This window comes from Aminobacter sp. Y103A (assembly GCF_030294925.1).
GTDB classification, from domain to species: Bacteria; Pseudomonadota; Alphaproteobacteria; order Rhizobiales; family Rhizobiaceae; genus Aminobacter; species Aminobacter ciceronei.
The window spans coordinates 1,678,465-1,695,562 of sequence record NZ_AP017986.1 but is presented as its reverse complement, the minus strand read 5'-3'; the positions used below and the strand labels follow the sequence as shown (position 1 = coordinate 1,695,562).

Annotated in this window: 17 protein-coding genes; 7 read left to right on the top strand and 10 right to left on the bottom strand. The window is 64.3% G+C overall.

From position 1 onward, the window contains the following. The first annotated feature begins 71 nt into the window (after positions 1–71). Together Amn_RS08165 and Amn_RS08160 are read left to right on the top strand one after the other, a co-directional pair. On the top strand, positions 72–1,292 hold the full coding sequence (locus Amn_RS08165; protein WP_182575255.1) for an MFS transporter: 1,221 nt from the start codon (positions 72–74) through the stop codon (positions 1,290–1,292). Positions 1,293–1,399: 107 nt separating this feature from the next. After that, a complete protein-coding gene (locus tag Amn_RS08160) occupies positions 1,400–2,608 on the top strand; it encodes an MFS transporter (protein ID WP_192318068.1) in 1,209 nt (402 codons plus the stop codon). A gap of 45 nt (positions 2,609–2,653) precedes the next feature. Here Amn_RS08160 and Amn_RS08155 read toward each other — a convergent pair whose 3' ends face one another. The 3 genes from Amn_RS08155 to aroC all read right to left on the bottom strand — a co-directional run bounded on the left by Amn_RS08155 (position 2,654) and on the right by aroC (position 6,098). Then, on the bottom strand, positions 2,654–3,637 hold the full coding sequence (locus tag Amn_RS08155) for a hypothetical protein (RefSeq protein ID WP_286296099.1): 984 nt from the start codon (positions 3,635–3,637) through the stop codon (positions 2,654–2,656). 144 nt (positions 3,638–3,781) lie between these two features. Beyond that, positions 3,782–4,879 (bottom strand): 3,4-dihydroxy-2-butanone-4-phosphate synthase, encoded by a 1,098-nt coding sequence (gene ribB / locus Amn_RS08150; protein ID WP_067964613.1) that lies wholly within the window; start codon positions 4,877–4,879, stop codon positions 3,782–3,784. A 118-nt stretch (positions 4,880–4,997) separates the two neighbouring features. Further along, positions 4,998–6,098 carry a chorismate synthase gene (gene aroC / locus Amn_RS08145; protein ID WP_192318070.1) on the bottom strand — a complete coding sequence of 367 codons (1,101 nt, stop codon included), beginning with the start codon at positions 6,096–6,098 and terminating at the stop codon, positions 4,998–5,000. A 262-nt stretch (positions 6,099–6,360) separates the two neighbouring features. Here aroC and Amn_RS08140 point away from each other — a divergent pair, with 262 nt between their 5' ends. Continuing rightward, a complete protein-coding gene (locus Amn_RS08140; protein ID WP_067964618.1) occupies positions 6,361–6,609 on the top strand; it encodes a DUF1344 domain-containing protein in 249 nt (82 codons plus the stop codon). A gap of 20 nt (positions 6,610–6,629) precedes the next feature. Here the strand turns inward: Amn_RS08140 and Amn_RS08135 are convergent, their stop codons facing one another. From Amn_RS08135 to Amn_RS08120, 4 genes are all read right to left on the bottom strand, one after another. Next, a complete protein-coding gene (locus Amn_RS08135) occupies positions 6,630–7,217 on the bottom strand; it encodes a histidine phosphatase family protein (protein WP_182575254.1) in 588 nt (195 codons plus the stop codon). Between the two features lie 21 nt (positions 7,218–7,238). After that, entirely contained in the window at positions 7,239–8,057 is an 819-nt protein-coding gene (gene fabI / locus Amn_RS08130; protein WP_067964622.1) for an enoyl-ACP reductase FabI, read from the bottom strand. Positions 8,058–8,184: 127 nt separating this feature from the next. Then, positions 8,185–9,123: a DnaJ C-terminal domain-containing protein gene (locus tag Amn_RS08125; protein WP_182575253.1), complete on the bottom strand. Its 939-nt coding sequence runs from the start codon at positions 9,121–9,123 to the stop codon at positions 8,185–8,187. 88 nt (positions 9,124–9,211) lie between these two features. Further along, entirely contained in the window at positions 9,212–9,676 is a 465-nt protein-coding gene (locus tag Amn_RS08120) for an RT0821/Lpp0805 family surface protein (protein WP_067964625.1), read from the bottom strand. Between the two features lie 41 nt (positions 9,677–9,717). Between Amn_RS08120 and pdxH the strand changes: the two genes are divergently transcribed. Further along, the gene (pdxH, locus tag Amn_RS08115) at positions 9,718–10,335 is read left to right on the top strand and encodes a pyridoxamine 5'-phosphate oxidase (protein WP_067964627.1); all 618 of its coding nucleotides are present in this window, start codon (positions 9,718–9,720) and stop codon (positions 10,333–10,335) included. A 113-nt stretch (positions 10,336–10,448) separates the two neighbouring features. On the opposite strand, the gene Amn_RS08110 is transcribed toward pdxH, so the two are convergent. Continuing rightward, positions 10,449–11,201: a crotonase/enoyl-CoA hydratase family protein gene (locus tag Amn_RS08110; protein WP_067964629.1), complete on the bottom strand. Its 753-nt coding sequence runs from the start codon at positions 11,199–11,201 to the stop codon at positions 10,449–10,451. A gap of 20 nt (positions 11,202–11,221) precedes the next feature. After that, entirely contained in the window at positions 11,222–13,000 is a 1,779-nt protein-coding gene (locus tag Amn_RS08105) for an acyl-CoA dehydrogenase family protein (RefSeq protein ID WP_067964631.1), read from the bottom strand. Between the two features lie 174 nt (positions 13,001–13,174). Between Amn_RS08105 and Amn_RS08100 the strand changes: the two genes are divergently transcribed. Beyond that, complete coding sequence (locus tag Amn_RS08100; RefSeq protein ID WP_154386820.1) at positions 13,175–13,390, top strand: hypothetical protein; 216 nt, start codon at positions 13,175–13,177, stop codon at positions 13,388–13,390. Positions 13,391–13,462: 72 nt separating this feature from the next. Next, positions 13,463–14,668 (top strand): glycoside hydrolase family 25 protein, encoded by a 1,206-nt coding sequence (locus Amn_RS08095; protein ID WP_182575250.1) that lies wholly within the window; start codon positions 13,463–13,465, stop codon positions 14,666–14,668. Between the two features lie 24 nt (positions 14,669–14,692). Here the strand turns inward: Amn_RS08095 and purD are convergent, their stop codons facing one another. Next, positions 14,693–15,970 carry a phosphoribosylamine--glycine ligase gene (gene purD, locus Amn_RS08090; RefSeq protein ID WP_286296084.1) on the bottom strand — a complete coding sequence of 426 codons (1,278 nt, stop codon included), beginning with the start codon at positions 15,968–15,970 and terminating at the stop codon, positions 14,693–14,695. Between the two features lie 135 nt (positions 15,971–16,105). Here purD and ubiA point away from each other — a divergent pair, with 135 nt between their 5' ends. Beyond that, positions 16,106–17,089: a 4-hydroxybenzoate octaprenyltransferase gene (gene ubiA / locus Amn_RS08085; RefSeq protein ID WP_286296083.1), complete on the top strand. Its 984-nt coding sequence runs from the start codon at positions 16,106–16,108 to the stop codon at positions 17,087–17,089. Positions 17,090–17,098: the final 9 nt, after the last annotated feature.

Sequence of the window (17,098 nt, the reverse complement as noted above, 5' to 3'; positions counted from 1 at the left end):
GTATGCAATTATCTCATTGACATACGCCACGTATGTAAGTGGCGCCCCCTCGAAATTCCAGGAGTGCTCCGATGCACAATCCTTATGCTGAGATATTCAGAGTTCCCGGGACCAAAGGCTTCGCGGCGGCGGCATTCATCGCCCGTCTGCCGATCGCCATGGCCCCTATCGGCATCGTCGCAATGCTGTCGCAGACACGCGGCGAATACTGGCTGGCCGGTGCGGTCTCGGCCACCTTCGCGCTGACAAATGCTTTCGCCGCACCACAGATTTCGCGCCGGATCGACAGGCTCGGCCAGACATCGGTGGCTCTGCCCACCACCATCATCTCCATCCTCGCCTTTGCCGTCCTGCTCATTGCCACCCGCTATGACTGGCCGGTCTGGACCCTGTTCGTCTCGGCCTTCATCGCCGCCGCCATGCCGAGCATGTCGGCCATGGTGCGGGCCCGCTGGACCGAGATCTTCCGCGACCGCCCCGAACTCAACACCGCCTTCGCCTTTGAATCCGTCGCCGACGAAATGGTCTACATCGCCGGTGCCTCGCTTTCGGTTGGCCTGAGCGTCGCCTTGTTCCCGGAAGCCGGCATGCTGGTCAGCACGCTGTTCCTCGCCGTCGGCATGGCAGCTTTCCTGATGCAGCGGTCGAGCGAGCCCAGGGTCAAGGCGCCTGAACTTGCAAGTGTCGGTTCGGCCATCGCGCTGCGCCCGGTCCAGATCATCACCCTGGCACTCATCTTCGTCGGTGCGATCTTCGCCACCGCCGAGGTCAGCGCCGTGGCGATCACCAAGGAACTCGGCCAGCCCACCGCAGCAAGCCTCGTCATCGGCGTCTATGCCGCCGGTTCGCTCATTGTCGGCCTGATCGTCGGCGCGCTCAATCTCAAGGCCCCGAAGCAGCGCCTCCTTGCCATGTCGATCGCGGTCGTGGCGCTGACCACGCTGCCATTGCTTGTCGCCGACACCGTGCCGCTGCTGGCGCTTGCCATCTTCGTCAGCGGTGTCGCCATCTCGCCCACCTTCATCATGGCCTTCGGCCTGATCGAGCGGCGGGTGCCGGAAGCCATGCTGACCGAAGGCATCACCTGGGTGATGACCGGCATCGGCATCGGCATGGCGCTGGGTGCCTTCGTGGCGGGCTGGGTGGTCGACAATTTCGGCGCCCAGAACGGCTTCTGGGTGTCGGTGGCCGCGGGAACGATCTCCCTACTCGTCGTCCTTCTCGGTCAGAAAGCACTCGCCGGCGCGGGCGAAGTCGAGTTGCCGCAAGCCGTACCACAAGCAGCCGAATGAGGCAGCACAGCCCCAGTCAAGCCTCTCCCATCTGTGCCAACGAGCCGCCTCTTCAGGCGGCTCGACTGTATATGAAATTTCAGATATCTGCCCTCCCGGTGATCCAAATGCGCAATCCCTACAACGAAATCTTCAAAGCGCCCGGCGCCAAGGCGTTCTCCGCCACAGGCTTCATCGCCCGGCTGCCGCTGTCGATGATCACGCTCGGCATCGTCACGATGCTCTCGGAAACCCATGGCGAATATTGGCTCGCCGGTGCGGTGGCCGCGACATTTGCATTTTCCAACGCGCTGATCGCACCGCAGGTGTCGCGCCTCGTCGATCGCTACGGCCAGCGCCGCATCCTGATCCCCGGCACCATCGTCGCCGTCGCGGCGCTCTCAAGCCTGATGCTCGCGACCCACTATCGCGCGCCGAGCTGGACGCTGTTCCTGTTTGCCGTGCTTGCCGGCACCATGCCGAGCATGAGCGCTTTCGTGCGCGCGCGCTGGACACATATCTACCGTGGCTCGCAGAAGCTGCACACCGCCTTTGCCTTCGAGTCGGTCGTCGACGAGGTCATCTTCATGACCGGCCCGATCGTTGCCATCGGCCTCAGCGTCGGCCTGTTTCCGGAAGCCGGTCCGCTTGTCGCCACGACGCTGCTTGCCCTGGGCAATTTCCTCTTTGCCGCCCAGAAGTCGACGGAACCGCCGGTCCACGCCCAGGACAAATCAGGCGGCAAGTCGGTCATCCGGCTCGGCTCGCTGCAGATCCTGGTGCTGACGCTGATCGCGATCGGCGCCATTTTCGGCACCGCCGAAGTGACCGCCGTCGCCTTTGCCGAAGCCCAGGGCGACAAGGCCTCCGCCGGTTTTGCGCTGTCGGCCTATGCCGCCGGCTCGCTTGTCGCCGGCCTCGCCTTCGGCGCGCTGAAGCTCAAGCTTGCCTTGCCGCGCCAGTTGCTGCTGGCGATCGCACTGGCCGCCCTCACCACCTTGCCGCTGATGATGGTCGCCAGCATCCCGACACTGGCCGTGGTGCTGTTCGTCGCCGGCGTCGCCGTCTCGCCGACCATCATCATCTCGATGGCGCTGGTGGAAAAGATCGTTCCGTCGTCCAAGCTGACCGAAGGCATGACCTGGGCAATCACCGGCATCGGCATCGGCATGGCCGCAGGGTCCTCGGCTTCGGGCTGGTTCATCGACAATCTCGGCCCGACCAGCGGCTTCTTCGTCTCGATGCTCGCCGGCTTCATCGCCCTTGCCGTCACCCTTGTCGGCCAAGCCAGCTTCCGGCGTTCGACGTCGCGCCTCGTCCCGGCTCCGGCCGAATAGACGGTTCACGTCACGGCACGCACCAGCGGGCCGTGCCTTTTGCCTTCAGACGTTCTTTGCCGCCCCGTCCCAGCGCGACGCTTCGCCTGAGCCAAAAGCCTTTTCCTTGAGCTCGCGGAACTTCGACGACGCCTCTTCCAGCTTCCGGTCCCATTCCGGATTGGGCACCTGGCCTTCGATGACCTTGAAATAGACCTGCATCAGCGATGCCACGGCAAAGGGTTCGATCAGCGCCGATTTGAACGCCCAGGCAAAGACGATCGCCAGCACGAATGCCCAGCCGCCCATTTCGCCCGGCATGAAGTAGAGAATGGCGCCTGCGGGTGCCAGCATGAACAGGAAGATGAACAGCGACACGACCCAGACGACGAGCGACAGCCAGACCGCGTTCTTGATCATGGTCGAGCCGTTCTGGGCATAGAGCACCACGCCCTGCCGCGCACTCTGCCAGGGCGAGTTGCTGCCGATGCGGATGTTGTAGCCGAGGATGATCTCGTCGACATAGGTCAGCGACATGCGGACGATGGTGTTGAGAAACCGCACCAGCCCGTCGAGGCCGGGGATCGGCAGGAAAGCGGCGATGCCGCCGATCAGCCCGGTGATGGTGCGGATCACGCCCTTCACCAGCTGGTCGAGCACAAACAGCACGCTGGCTTCGGTGAAGCGTTCGGTGACGACCTCGCGGGCATAGGAAATCTGGTTCTGGCCGCCGGGAATCTCGCGCCCGTCGATCAGATGGACCATCACGGCGATATGCCCGGCCTTGACGATGTAGAGGATGTATTCGCGGATCCAGTAGACCGCGACCGACACCACGCCGAAGCCGGCGATGCCACCCCAGACGGCGAATGAAACCGGCCCTTCAGGGTCGGTTGCGATGTGGCCGACGCCGTAGCCGACGCCGGCGCCCGCTCCCATTGCCACGATATAGGCCAGCGTGATGCCGAAATAGACGACCATGCGCAGCACGATGAACGGCCAGGTGCGTGCCATGATCGCCAAGCTCTGGCCGATGCTGAAATCCCACATACCCGACTCTCCCCTAAGAGGTGGACAGGAGGATGCGCCGCATCAGGCGGATGTCAATCACCATGAGGGATGAGCCAATCCACGCCCGGGGATGAGCCAATCCGCGCCCGGCTAGGGGCATTTTACCCCGCAGGCGTGCCGAAATCAGCGGATTTCGGTCTTGGCGATGCGGATGCCGAAACCTTCGAGGCCGACATAGTGGCGTTCGCGCGAGGCGACCAGGTTGATCGACGAGATGCCGAGATCCTTGAGGATCTGCGCGCCGAGGCCGATCTGGCGCCATTCATCCTCGCGCCGGCGCGCCTCTTCATGGTCCTCGCGCTCCGCCGACGGGCGGTTGCGGCCGAGATTGGAGACGCCGACCGAGCCCTCGCGCAGATAGACGATGACACCGCGCTTGCACTCGCCGAAGGTCTTCATGATGTCGGCAAGCTTGTTGCTGGTACCGAACACGTCGGTGACGACGTCCTCGGTGTGCAGGCGCACCGGCACTTCTTCGCCGTCGCGGATGTCGCCGAAGACGATGGCGAGATGATGCATCGAATCCCACGGCAACGTGTAGGTGATGGCCTTGGCCTTGCCGGCCGGAGTGTCAATTTCGAAGGCGTTGACCCGTTCGATCAGCGTCTCCTGGCGCTGGCGATAGGCGATCAGGTCGGCGACGGATACCTGCTGCAGCCCGTTCTTTTCGGCAAAGGACGCGACCTGCGGGCCGCGCATGACCGTGCCGTCGTCATTGACCAGTTCCGAAATCACGCCGACCGGCGGCAGACCGGCAAGCTTGCACAGGTCGACCGCGGCTTCGGTATGGCCCGAACGCATCAGCACACCGCCTTCGCGCGCGATCAGCGGGAAGATGTGCCCCGGGCGGACGAAGTCGCCGCCGCCGGCGTTGGGATTGGCCAGGTTGCGCACGGTCAGCGTGCGGTCGTCGGCCGAAATGCCCGTCGTGGTGCCATGCTTGAAGTCGACGCTGACGGTGAAGGCGGTGGTGTGGGCGGAATCGTTGTCGGCCACCATCGGCGCAAGGTTGAGGCGCCGGGCGTCTTCCTTGAGCATCGGCGTGCAGACGATGCCGGAGGTGTGGCGCACGATGAAGGCCATCTTTTCCGCCGTGCAGTGGACGGCGGCAACGATCAGGTCGCCTTCGTTCTCGCGCCCGTCATCGTCCATGACGACCACGATCTCGCCGCGCTCGAAGGCGCGCAGCGCTTCGACAACTTTCTTCTGGTCGTATGGCATGGCGTGGTCACTCGGTGCGTGTGGTTGGTGTGGAGCAGATTAGGTCATTCGGGCGGCAAGGCAGTAGGGTTTTTTGCAGCTTGGGAGAATTGCCCAGCTGCCCCGTTTCCCCCTGCCCCTAGATTCTGCCGGTCTGGCCGCGGTGGCGCAGATAATGGTCGGCGATGGCGCAGGCGACCATGGCCTCGCCGATCGGCACGGCGCGGATGCCGACGCACGGGTCGTGGCGGCCCTTGGTCATGACGTCGACGTCCTTGCCGTCCTTGTCGATCGATTTGCGCGGCGTCAGAATCGAGGATGTCGGCTTGACGGCGAAACGCGCGATCACGTCCTGTCCGGTCGAAATGCCGCCCAGTATGCCGCCGGCATTGTTGGACAGGAACAGCGGTGTGCCGTCATTGCCCATGCGCATCTCGTCGGCATTCTCTTCGCCTGTTATGCGCGCGGCCTCGAAGCCGTTGCCGATCTCGACGCCCTTGACGGCGTTGATCGACATCAGGTTGGAGGCGATGTCCTGGTCGAGCTTGGCATAGATCGGCGCGCCAAGGCCGGCCGGCACACCCTCTGCGACGATCTCGATCACCGCACCGACCGACGATCCGGCCTTGCGGATGCCGTCGAGATAGTCGGCGAAGACCTGGACCGAGGCGGGGTCCGGCGTAAAGAACGGGTTTTCGGCGCTGCCGATGAAATCCCAGTTCCAGTTGGCCCGGTCGATCGACCTGGTGCCCATCGACACCAGCGCGCCGCGCACCACCAGCCCGGGCACGATCTTGCGGGCGATCGCGCCGGCAGCGACGCGCGCTGCGGTCTCGCGCGCCGAGGAACGGCCACCGCCGCGATGATCGCGCAGGCCATATTTGACGTCATAGGCGTAGTCGGCATGGCCGGGTCGATACTGCCGCGCGATCTCGCCATAATCCTTGGAGCGCTGGTCGACATTCTCGATCAGCATCGAGATCGGCGTGCCGGTCGAGATCAGGGTCTCGCCGTCCTCGTCCGTGACGACGCCCGACAGCACCTTGACCTCGTCGGGCTCGCGGCGCTGGGTGACGAAGCGCGACTGGCCGGGCTTGCGCTTGTCGAGCTCGTCCTGGATGTCCTTCAGCGTGAAGCGGATGCCGGGCGGGCAGCCGTCGACGACACAGCCAAGCGCCGGCCCATGGCTCTCACCCCAGGTGGTGACGCGAAACAGATGGCCGAAGGTGTTGTGCGACATGCAAGCGGGCCTTTCCGGATATGGCCGCGTTCTAACGCATGCCCCTGAAAAGTAAAATTGCTTTTCGGCCTCAAACCCTCCGATGGCAGGCATCTTTTGTGCATCGGCATGGGCCCGAAGCGGTCAATTGGCTGCATTAACAGTGGTCAAACCGTGATCGCAGCAGTTTTAGTTTTGACACATTCGGTTGGTTTCTGCTTCCTTCCAACCGCTCGTTAACATTTTGCCTCGCCTTGCGGGGCGCAGAAAAAAGAGGACGACAATGCGTACCCTTATTGGCGCCGTTGCCGCCGTGCTGATGATGTCTGGCGCTGCGCTCGCTGCCGAAGCCGAAGGTCAGGTCAAGTCGGTCGACAAGGAAAAGTCCACCATCACGCTTTCCAACGGCAAGTCCTACAAGCTGCCGGGCGAGTTCGACGTCGAGAACATCAAGCCGGGCATGGACATCCTGCTCGCTTATGACGTGGTCGAGGGCGAGAACCTGATCACCGACATGGAACTGCCGCAGTAACAGAAATCGGGCCTCGGGCTTTACAGCCAGTCGAGGCGGCCATCCTGCACTCTCAGCACGCGGTCTTGGGGGATCTCCAGGGCCGCGGCTTTGTTTTTGGGCAGGGCTTCGACTAGCCGGAAGATCGCGCGCATCACGCCGCCATGGGTGACGCAGACCGTCGGCTGCGTAAGCTCGACGAGCCACGGACGGATGCGGCAGGCCAGCATCTCGTAGCTCTCGGCCTCTTCGCCCGGCGGAACGAAATTCCACTTGTCGTGTTTGCGCGCCGTGCTGGCGCCCGGCAGGCGTGCCTCGAGCTCGGCGAAGGTATAACCCTGCCAGTCGCCGAAGTTCACTTCGACGAGGCGCGGATCGGTGCGGTAGGCCATGGGATCGAGCCCCATCACCGTCCGCGCCCGCTCCATGGTCTCGCGGGTGCGCCGCATCGGGCTCGCGATGAAATCGAAGGCCTTGGGATCAGCGATCAGCTCGGCAAGCCGGCGGCCGTTGCGATCGGCCTGCTCGCGCCCGACCGCATCGATGTCGATGTCGGCCTGCCCTTGCAGCCGCTGCTCGGCGTTCCATGGCGTCTGGCCATGGCGCACGACATAGAGGAGCGGGATCATGGCGATGCTGTTCGGGAAGGATCAGTCCTTCACGGCTGCGATGTCAGGCGCATCGACGGCCTTCATGCCGACGACGTGGTAGCCGGAATCGACGTGGTGCACTTCGCCGGTGACGCCGCGCGACAGGTTCGACAGGAAGTAGAGCGCAGAATCGCCGACCTCCTCGATCGAAACGGTGCGGCGCAGCGGCGCGTTGTACTCGTTCCACTTCAGAATGTAGCGGAAGTCGTCGATGCCGGAGGCGGCAAGCGTCTTGATCGGGCCGGCGGAAATCGCGTTAACGCGGATCGCCTTCGGGCCGAGGTCGACGGCGAGATACTTCACGCTCGCCTCGAGAGCTGCCTTGGCAACGCCCATGACATTGTAGTTCGGCATCACCTTTTCGGCGCCGTAATAGGTCATGGTCAGCATCGAGCCGCCATCGGTCATCAGCTTCTCGGCGCGCTGGGCGACAGCGGTGAAGGAATAGACCGAGATGTCCATGGTGCGCAGGAAGTTGGCATGGCTGGTGTCGACATATCGGCCGGTCAGCTCGTCCTTGTCGGAGAAGCCGATGGCATGGACGACGAAGTCGAGCTTGCCCCACTTCTTTTCCAGCGTCTCGAAGCAGGCATCGATGGTCGCCATGTCGGTGACGTCGCAATGTCCGCAGACGAACGCGCCGATTTCGGCGGCCAGCGGCTCGACGCGCTTCTTCAGCGCATCGCCCTGATAGGTGAAGGCAAGCTCCGCGCCCTGGTCGGCGCAGGCCTTGGCAATTCCCCAGGCAATCGATCTGTTGTTGGCGACGCCGAGAATAAGGCCGCGCTTGCCGGCCATCAGGCCCTGTCCACCCGCCATATGAGCGCACTCCAATGCTTTGACTGTTTTGCAGAGCCTATCGCATAGGCAACCTGCACCTTCAAGCTTTCATGCGACCTTCGTCGCAGCCAGGGCCATGGACCGCAAAGATGACGCAAGCCTTGCGTCAGTCGGCAGACTTGCGCATCAATTCCTCGAGTGCCGCATCGCCGCCTTCGGGCAGCATGACGCGGACATGGGCATAGAGGTCGCCGTGGCCGCCTGCCTTTTCCGGCAAGCCGCGGCCCTTGAGGCGCAGCACCTTGTCGGAACTCGACCATTCGGGGATCTTCACCGCCAGCCGGCCGGTCGGCGTTTCCACCGCCGCCTTGGTGCCGAGCACCGCCTCCTTGAGGCTCACCGGCAGGTCGACATGCAGATCCCTGCCCTCGACGCGGTAGCGCGGATGGCGACGGAACCTGATCTTGACCAGCGCGTCGCCGGTACCGCCCAGGCCCTGCTCGCCCTGGCCCTTGAGCCTGATCGTCTGGCCGTCCTCGACGAATTCCGGCAGCTTCACCGCCATCTTGCGGCCATCGGGGAACATCGCCGTCACCTTGGGTGCGGTCGCTGCCTCTTCGATGGTGACGTCGAGCGTGACATTGACGTCGCCGCCCGGCTGCGCGCGCTGGGCACCCGCGCCTCCGCCCATGCCGGCACCATGACCACGCTGGCCGAAGGAATCGCCGAAGATCTGGCTGAAGATGTCGCCGGCGTCGAAGGACGCGCCACCCGGGCCGCCGGAGCGGAACTCGAAACGCGACCCACCGGGTCCCGTCTGCTGGCGGCGGAAGCCGCCGAACGGGTCGCCGCCGCCAGCACCTTCGAAGCCATGGAAGCGCGGCTTGCCCTCGGCGTCGATCTCGCCGTGGTCGAAAGCCGTCTTCTTCTTCTCGTCGCCGAGAATCTCATAGGCCTGGTTGGCGGCGGCAAAACGCTCCTTGGCCTTGGGATCGTCCGGATTCTGGTCCGGATGGTGTTTCTTGGCGAGCTTGCGGAAAGCCGCCTTTATGTCCTTGGCCGAGGCGTTCTTGGCAACGCCCAGCACCTCATAGGGGTCGCGCATTACGTCAATCCACGAGAGAGAAAAGGGTTTGTTGCTTCCTATATGCGCTCGGCTAGGAAGAAATTCCAGAGGCTGAACGCCGCAACCGTCAGGCGGGCGCGAAAGACAGCATCTGCCAGGTGCCCGAACCGGCGGCGCAGACCTCGCCCCTGAACAGGCCGACCCCGTCGAAGCTCTCGCGCGAAACGGCGAATTCGCGGCATAGCACGCCCCGTTCCTTGCTTTCGACAAGCGCCGTGATCGCGCCGCGCGAACCGGTTTCGGCATTGGCCCAGGGAATCGGCTGGCCTTTCATCTCGTCGACGTCGACGGATGAAACCGCATTGCGGATCGTCGTCTCGTCGGACAGTCGATTCGCGTCGGTGGTCCTGTTTGCGTCGTCGGGAACCTTGCTGGTGACGAGGCTGCGGTCGACCTCCGCCTTTTCGAGGCTGAAGCCGCCGGCGCCACACCCGCTGATCGTCGTCAGGCCGAGCAGCAGCAACACCTTGAAGGATCGGAACCCGAATTGTGGGAGGCAATGGCCCTCAAAGGCTTGCGCGAAGCGCGACAATAGGCATTCTCCCGGTCGGAAATGGCAGGTCGAGTAAAGCTATGACGGACACAGAGTTAAAAAGCGGTGACTTCACGGAGGCTGCGGAGCCTTTCCAGCTCTTTGCCTCCTGGCTGAAGGACGCCACGGCCAGCGAACCCAACGACCCCACCGCATTGGCGCTGGCCACCGTCGATACCGACGGACTGCCTGACGTGCGTATGGTGCTGCTCAAGGGATTCGACGAACATGGCTTCGTCTTCTACACCAATTTCGAAAGCGCCAAGGGCCGCGAAATCCTCGCCACCATGAAAGCCGCGATGTGTTTCCACTGGAAATCGCTGCGCCGCCAGGTCCGTGTGCGCGGTCCGGTCGAAATCGTCACCGATGCAGAGGCGGACGAGTATTTCGCCTCGCGCCCACGCGGCAGCCGCATCGGCGCCTGGGCCTCGAAGCAGTCGCGCCCGCTCGAAAGCCGTTTCGCGCTGGAAAAGGCCGTCGCCGAATACACCGCCCGGCACGTCATCGGCGACATCCCGCGCCCGCCGCACTGGTCGGGTTTCCGCATCGTGCCGAGCCAGATCGAATTCTGGCACGACCGCCCCTTCCGCCTGCACGACCGCGTCGTCTTCACGCGCACGGCAGACGGTGGCTGGGACAAGGATCGGCTCTATCCGTGATTCTCACCTTCCCCTTGTGGGGAGGGTCGCTCCTGAAGCGGAGGGGCTGGGGGTGATGAAGCGCGCTCCAGCCGTTCGCCCTGCTTCGGTTCGCCGACCCTGACGGGTAAGGGTCAGCCCTTCTTGCGCGTCATGAAGGCGACGAGTGCGGCACGCGCCTCGTCCGACTTCAGCCGGGCGCGGAAATGCGCGCCCTCTTCCTTGATGCGCTCGACGAGTTTTGTCCGGTCGCCGCGCATCAGGTCGCGTGCGATCTTGAGCGCCTCGGGCGGCTTGGCCGCGATTTCACCGGCAGCTGCCAATGTCGCTGCTTCGAGCTCGTCTTCCGCCACAACCTTGTAGATCAGCCCGGCAGCGAGCGCGCGTTCGGCCGGGAAGCCCTCGCCCAGACCGAGCAGGGCAAAGGCGCCCTGCAGGCCGAGCAACTGCGGCGCGATCAGGCTCGAGCCTGCCTCGGGCACCAGCCCGAGATCGACGAAGGGCGTGCGGAACATCGTGCGCGGCGTGGCGAAGGTCAGGTCGCAATGCAGGTTGATCGTCGTGCCGATGCCCACCGCAATGCCGTCGACGCCCGAGACGACAGGCTTTTCGGTGCCGGCCAAAGCGAGCAGGAACTCCCACACCTCGCCGCCGCCCTCACCGCCCGTGGCGATCGCCATGAAGTCGGCGAGGTCATTGCCCGACGAAAACGCGCCCGGCACGCCCAGGAAGACGTGGCAGCGCACGGCCGGATCTTTGTCGCCGGCGACGAGTGCCGCCGCCATCTCGGCATACATCGCGCGGGTGATGGCGTTCTTCTTGTCCGGACGGTTCATCCGGATGATCTGCACGGCACCTTGCCGCTCGATGAGAATGTGGTCGGTCACGTCGATCCTCGTCCCAGAAGCTACGCCGAGATCAGCGCTTTGGCGGCGGCGGCAAGGCTTGCCGTGCCGCCGGTGATACGGTCCTTGAGTGCTGCGGTCTCGCCAAGCAGGTTTTCGGCAAAGAACCGGCACAGCGCGATGCGCCGCTCGTCGCCGTCGGCGAGTGCGGCGCGCGCCAGATATGCGCCACCGGCGACCAAGGAGAACAGCCGGAGATAAGGCGTGGCCCCGGCCAACGCATCGTCCGTTCGGCCGTCGCCAAGCTGCTTCTGCAGATGACGCGTGACGCTCTGGAGGTCGTCGAGCGCCTGCTCGAGAATGAGCGCCGTTCGGCCATAGGCCTCGCTGTTCATCGCAGCGACGGCAATGGCTATGCCATCGAGTTCGCCAACATAGCCGAAGACATGCTCGCCATTGCCGAGCGGCAGCTTGCGGGTGACGAGGTCGATCGCCTGGATGCCGTTGGTGCCCTCATAGATCGGGGCGATGCGGGCATCGCGCAAAAGGGCAGCCGCACCCGTTTCCTCGATGAAACCCATGCCGCCGTGGATCTGCACGCCAAGCGAAGCAACGTCGACGCCGACATCGGTGGAGAATGCTTTCGCCAGCGGCGTCAGCAGATTGGCGCGGTCCTGCCAATGCGCCTTGTCGGCGCCGGTCGACACCCGCGCCATGTCGATGGCATGGGCGCAGGAATAGGCGATGGCGCGTGCGGCCTGGGTCAGCGCCTTCATCGTCAGAAGATTGCGCTGCACGTCGGGGTGATGGACGATCGGCGCCATGCCTTCGCCCGAGTAGGACGACGCCTTGCCCTGGCGGCGTTCATTGGCATAGGCGAGCGCCTTCTGGAACGCCGTCTCGGCAACCGCCACGCCCTGAATGCCGACCAGCAGGCGGGCATTGTTCATCATCGTGAACATGCAGGCGAGCCCGCGGTTTTCCTCGCCGATCAGCCAGCCGACAGCGCCCGGTTCGCGGCCCTTGGCGAAGCCGTCGCCATAGATCATCGTGCAGGTCGGAGAGGCGTGGATGCCGAGCTTCTCCTCGATACCAGAGCAGAACACGTCGTTGCGCGCACCTGGCGTACCGTCTTCGTTGAGCAGGAATTTCGGCACCAGAAACAGCGAGATGCCGCGTGTGCCGGCCGGCGCATCGGGCAATCGCGCTAGCACCAGATGGACAATATTGTCGGTGAAGTCGTGCTCGCCATAGGTGATGAAGATCTTCTGGCCGTAGATGCGATAGGTGCCGTCGCCCGACCGTTCGGCGCGGGTGCGCAAGGCGGCCAGATCGGAACCGGCCTGCGGTTCGGTCAGGTTCATCGTGCCCATCCACTCGCCGGAGACGAGCTTTGCCAGATAGGCCGACTTCAGGTCTTCCGATGCGTGCTTTTCCAGCGCCTCGACCGCGCCCATCGACAGCGTCGGTCCGATGCCGAAAGCCATCGAAGCCGAGTTCCACATTTCGAGCGTCGCCACGCCCATCATCGTCGGCAGGCCCTGCCCGCCATATTCCTCGGGGCCGTTCAGGCTGTTCCAGCCGCCTTCGGTCCAGTGCCTGTAAAGCTCCTTCCAGCCCGGCGGCATGGTGACGGCCCCATCGCGGAGCTTGGCGCCGGTGCGGTCGCCGACCTTGTAGAGCGGCGCGACCTCCTCGCTGGCGAAACGCCCGGCCTCGCCAAGGATGGCGTCGACCAGATCCTCGCCAAGGTCGCCGAAAGTGCCGGCATCCATGGCGGCCTTGAGGCCGGCAACATGCTTCAGCGCGAACGCTATCTCTTCCACCGGGGCGCGGTACATGATGCTTCCTCCTGCACCTGACGATCTGCTTGCGGCCTCACCACCGCTTGGCCTCCACACTAGCCGCCTTCCCGAGCCGAGGGGAAGTGACTTTTTACGTAAACGTCAAATTTCATCACGCTTTGCGCCAAGGCGTGCGGCTTGGTAGAACCGGCAAAAATCATCGAGGACGCCATGCTCGCCCGGCCCGACACCTTCAGCTGCATCGAATGCGGCCTGCCCTACCGTTCCGAGGGCTTCTGGTATCACGGAGGCAAGATCGAAGACGGCGCCGCCTACTGGACCGATCGCGGCATACTGTGCTCGCCGAAATGCTCGCTTGCCCATCACCGCAAGCGCGCGGCCGAAGGCACGCTGCCGACCAAGCCCGCCCCCGATCCGTTCGAATAACGCCTCAATCGGCCCCAAAAGCGCTTGCTTTCAACCTGCAGGCGGTGGAGACGCATCAGCATTTCCTTAACCATGGCGGTCCACGATCTGATATCGATCACCGAGGATCGCCTTTTGAGGGGACTGGCGTCTAGATTTCATCGCCTCGCGCTCGCAGCGCTGACCGCCGCTTGGGTAAACCACATCCCCGCGCCGGCTGCGGCCTCCGACTTCTCCGAACCATGGAAGAAGTCCGACCGGGCGCTGGTCATCGACGCCTATGAATACAATTCCATCGACTGGCAGAAGCTGTCGGGCGACAAGCGCATCGTCGGCTTCATCAACAAGGCCTCCGACGGACTGCCCCCGGCCTATTCCTGCTCCGGCGACGAAACCGCCTACAGGCTGTGCAAGGCGCTGTGGAAACGACATGCGGTTGCCCGCGAGCTGTTCCACACGCGCAAGGTCGTCGCCAAGGCGCTCGGGCTGAAATGGGGTGCCTACCACCTTGCCCGTCCCGGCAACCCGATCGAGCAGGCCGAGAACTTCCTCGATTTCGCCGAACCCGGCCCCGACGATCTGATGGCGATCGACATCGAGGAAAACGATCCGACCAAATGGATGTCGCTCGAGGACGCCGAGTTGTTCGTGCGCCATATCTTCCTGCGCACGGGCCGCTATCCGATCCTCTACACCAACGGCACGACCTCCAGATATATCGCCGACAACCGCTATCGCTACCGGCTGCTGTCGCGGCTGCCGCTCTGGTATGCGCGTTACAAGCCCGAGATCGGCATCCATTTCCCGAAGGGCAACTGGCAGCGCTATTCGCTGTGGCAGTTCTCGGCCCAGGCCAATTGCGGAGAACGCCGCTGCCCCTACCGCGTCGCGGGCACGCCCAACGACATCGATGTCAACGTCGCACCAATGGACGCCGAAGGCCTGCGCCAGGTCTGGCCTTTCGGCCAGCTTGTCGAAACGACAGACGACTTCATGCTCAATGTGCCGCTGCCGATCGCCAGGGATGAGGGGCTGAAGGGCGAAAGCCGCATCACCTATGCCTCGGTCGCCTATCCGGTGCGGCTCGACCTGCTTGCCGAGACGCTGCGCTCGAGCTGGGACAAGGCCGTGCTCGGCGCACTTCCGGCGTTCAGACCGGCACCCAGCCGCTACATCAACGGCATGGCGGAATTCGCAGCACTGAGGCGCGACGAAGTGGTGCGTGTGGCCAGCCAGAACGCCGCAAGGCTCGATCCTGTCGCCACCGCTTCGACCGAGAGCGACCGTGCCGAGCGCTAGTCGGTCGCCCCGGCGTCCAGCCGACTATTTCTGCTGTTCGCGCTCGACCGCACGCCAGCCGATGTCGCGGCGGCAGAACCCTTCCGGCCAGTCGAGCCCGTCGACAGCCGCATAGGCCTTCTGCTGCGCTTCGCTGACATCGCTGCCCGTGGCGGTGACGTTCAGCACGCGGCCGCCATTGGCGACGATCTTGCCGTCGCTAACGGCGGTGCCGGCGTGGAACACCTGCGCGCCGGCAGCTTCCGCCCTGTCGATGCCCGAGATGACGGAGCCCTTTTCCGGCGTGCCCGGATACCCCTTGGCCGCCATCACCACCGTCAGCGCCGCCTCGTCGCGCCAGCGCGCCGAGACATGGGTGAGTTGGCCATCGGCGGCGGCATTGAGCAGCACGAGAAGGTCCTCCTTCAGCCGCATCATCAGCACCTGGCATTCGGGGTCGCCGAAGCGGGTGTTGTATTCGATCAGCTTCGGACCCTGGTCGGTCAGCATCAGGCCGGCAAACAGCACGCCCGAGAACGGCGCACCCATTTCAGCCATGCCGCGCATCGTCGGCTCGATGATTTCGCGCATGGTCTGTTGGATCAGTTCGGGCGTCATGACGGGCGCCGGCGAATAGGCGCCCATGCCGCCGGTGTTCGGTCCGACATCACCGTCGCCGACACGCTTGTGATCCTGCGCCGTGCCGAAGGGCAGCGCCGTCTTGCCGTCGCAAAGACAGAAGAAGCTCGCCTCCTCGCCGGTCATGAATTCTTCCACCACGACAGATGCGCCGGCACCGCCGAAGGCACCTTCGAAACAGGCGTCGACGGCTTCCAGCGCCTCGTCCAGCGTCATCGCCACCGTCACACCCTTGCCGGCGGCGAGGCCGTCGGCCTTGATGACGATCGGCGCGCCCGTCTTCTCGACATAGGCACGGGCGTCGCCGGCATTGTCGAAACGGCCATAGGCAGCTGTCGGAATGCCGTAGCGGGCACAAAGATCCTTGGTGAAGCCCTTCGACCCCTCGAGTTGTGCGGCCACCTTGGAGGGACCGAAGACACGAATGCCGGCGGCGCGCAGATCGTCGCCGATGCCGGCGACCAGCGGGCCCTCGGGGCCGACGACGACGAGGTCGATCGCCTTGTCCTTGCAGAAGGCTGCGACGGCGGCGTGGTCGGCAATATCGAGCGCCACCAGTTCGGCTTCCCGGGCGATGCCGGGATTGCCCGGCGCGGCATAAAGCCTGGTCAGCATCGGCGAGGCCGCAAGCTTCCAGGCCAGTGCGTGTTCGCGGCCGCCGGAACCGATGAGCAGGATGTTCATGCGCTTGACCTCTTGCCGATGCTTGACGTGATGCACCCGCTAGTGGCCGGGAGGGACGAGGTCAAGCTGCAGCGCTGCCAAACACGGACAAATCGTCGGCTTGACGCCTGCCCACGCCGCTGGCACTCCCATGGCATGGAACAGATCCAATCAAAAGCCGGCCAGGGCCGGGTCGCCGATGCTCCCAGCGGTCACTGGGTCTACCGTGCCTTGCCACGTGGGCTGTGGCCTTACGCCCAGCTCGCGCGCTGGGACCGGCCGATCGGCTGGGTGCTGCTTCTGTGGCCATGCTGGTGGTCGGCGGCGATGGCGGCGAGCGCTTATGCGCGGCCGGGTGACAGCCTGATGTCGCTGCTGCCTTCGCCTTGGTTCCTGGTGCTGTTCCTCATCGGAGCGGTGGCGATGCGCGGCGCCGGCTGCACCTACAACGACATCGTCGACGAAGGCATCGACGCCCAGGTCGAGCGCACGCGTTCGCGCCCCCTGCCCTCGGGCCAGGTCAGCCGCCGCCAGGCTTGGGTGTTCCTGGTGCTGCAGGCGCTTGTCGGACTGGTCGTGCTGTTGCAGTTCAACAGCTTCACCATTCTGCTCGGCATCTCGTCGCTGGCGATCGTTGCAATCTACCCGTTCATGAAGCGCATCACCAACTGGCCGCAATTCGTGCTTGGCCTCGCCTTTTCCTGGGGCGCGCTGATGGGCTGGGCAGCCGAATTCGGCGACATAGACGGCCCGGCCGTGCTGCTCTATTTCGGTTCGATCATGTGGGTAATCGGCTATGACACGATCTACGCCCACCAGGACAAGGAAGACGACGCGCTTGTCGGCGTGAAATCGACCGCACGCTTCTTCGGCGAAAACACCAAGTCATGGCTGTTCGGGCTTTATGCCGGGGCGTTGCTGCTGTTTGCGACGGCCTTTGCCATCGCCCAGGTGCCGATGCCGGCACTCGCCGGTCTTGTCGCCGCCGGCGCACACATGATCAGGCAGATCGTCGTGCTCGACATCGACAATCCCGACCAGTGCCTCAGGCTGTTCAGGTCGAACGGCCAGATCGGCTGGATCATCTTCATCGGCCTGATCTGCGGCGGCGCCTGGGTGGCGCTGAAGCCGCTGATCTAGATCTCTGCG

Excerpts from the sequence above, each read along its gene's own strand:
- Amn_RS08165 (WP_182575255.1), top strand. The coding sequence starts at position 72 with ATGCACAATCCTTATGCTGAGATATTCAGAGTTCCCGGGACCAAAGGC.
- Amn_RS08160 (WP_192318068.1), top strand. The coding sequence starts at position 1,400 with ATGCGCAATCCCTACAACGAAATCTTCAAAGCGCCCGGCGCCAAGGCG.
- Amn_RS08155 (WP_286296099.1), bottom strand. The coding sequence starts at position 3,637 with ATGTGGGATTTCAGCATCGGCCAGAGCTTGGCGATCATGGCACGCACC.
- ribB (WP_067964613.1), bottom strand. The coding sequence starts at position 4,879 with ATGCCATACGACCAGAAGAAAGTTGTCGAAGCGCTGCGCGCCTTCGAG.
- aroC (WP_192318070.1), bottom strand. The coding sequence starts at position 6,098 with ATGTCGCACAACACCTTCGGCCATCTGTTTCGCGTCACCACCTGGGGT.
- Amn_RS08140 (WP_067964618.1), top strand. The coding sequence starts at position 6,361 with ATGCGTACCCTTATTGGCGCCGTTGCCGCCGTGCTGATGATGTCTGGC.
- Amn_RS08135 (WP_182575254.1), bottom strand. The coding sequence starts at position 7,217 with ATGATCCCGCTCCTCTATGTCGTGCGCCATGGCCAGACGCCATGGAAC.
- fabI (WP_067964622.1), bottom strand. The coding sequence starts at position 8,057 with ATGGCGGGTGGACAGGGCCTGATGGCCGGCAAGCGCGGCCTTATTCTC.
- Amn_RS08125 (WP_182575253.1), bottom strand. The coding sequence starts at position 9,123 with ATGCGCGACCCCTATGAGGTGCTGGGCGTTGCCAAGAACGCCTCGGCC.
- pdxH (WP_067964627.1), top strand. The coding sequence starts at position 9,718 with ATGACGGACACAGAGTTAAAAAGCGGTGACTTCACGGAGGCTGCGGAG.
- Amn_RS08105 (WP_067964631.1), bottom strand. The coding sequence starts at position 13,000 with ATGTACCGCGCCCCGGTGGAAGAGATAGCGTTCGCGCTGAAGCATGTT.
- Amn_RS08100 (WP_154386820.1), top strand. The coding sequence starts at position 13,175 with ATGCTCGCCCGGCCCGACACCTTCAGCTGCATCGAATGCGGCCTGCCC.
- Amn_RS08095 (WP_182575250.1), top strand. The coding sequence starts at position 13,463 with ATGGCGGTCCACGATCTGATATCGATCACCGAGGATCGCCTTTTGAGG.
- purD (WP_286296084.1), bottom strand. The coding sequence starts at position 15,970 with ATGAACATCCTGCTCATCGGTTCCGGCGGCCGCGAACACGCACTGGCC.
- ubiA (WP_286296083.1), top strand. The coding sequence starts at position 16,106 with ATGGAACAGATCCAATCAAAAGCCGGCCAGGGCCGGGTCGCCGATGCT.